Genomic DNA, 588 nt, shown 5'->3' on the forward strand with positions numbered 1-588 from the left:
GGCCGAGTGGCTGCGTTACTTGAGTTGGGAGCTGGTTTTAACCCAGAGTTTTCGGGCCGCGATAATGTATATCTAAATGGTAGCGTATTAGGTTTAAGTAAGTCGGAAATTGATAAGAAATTTCAAGAGATATTAGATTTTGCTGACATTGGTGATTTTATTGATCAACCGGTAAAGACCTATTCCAGTGGTATGTATGTACGTCTGGCATTTGCTGTTCAGGCATGTATTGATCCCGAAATACTGATTGTTGATGAAGCATTGGCTGTAGGTGATATTGGTTTTCAATATAAGTGCTTTAAGCGCATGGAAATGCTTAAACAAAAAGGAACAACCATCATTATGGTCACGCATTCCACAGGTAGCATATTAGAATATGCAGATCGCTGCCTTGTAATGAGTGATGGCATGTTAGTCGGTAATACGACTGATGTATTGGCTGCCGTTCTTGCCTATGAGAAAGGTATGCTGATGACAGAGCGCACTGATACAGCAGAGAAAAAAGAAGCTGTTTCCCAGACGGGGGAAATTGCATCTGCTGATGAATTATCAGCAATACAAAATAAGCAAACCAATGCCGAAGTTGAT

General features: G+C 40.8%; 1 protein-coding gene. It reads left to right on the forward strand.

Annotated features, from left to right (window positions below):
• Positions 1-588 (forward strand): ABC transporter ATP-binding protein (locus ABD353_RS39965; protein WP_344628607.1); only part of this gene is annotated, 588 nt, incomplete at both ends.

Source organism: Kitasatospora arboriphila (genome assembly GCF_039528095.1).
Taxonomy (GTDB): Bacteria; Actinomycetota; Actinomycetes; order Streptomycetales; family Streptomycetaceae; genus Kitasatospora; species Kitasatospora arboriphila.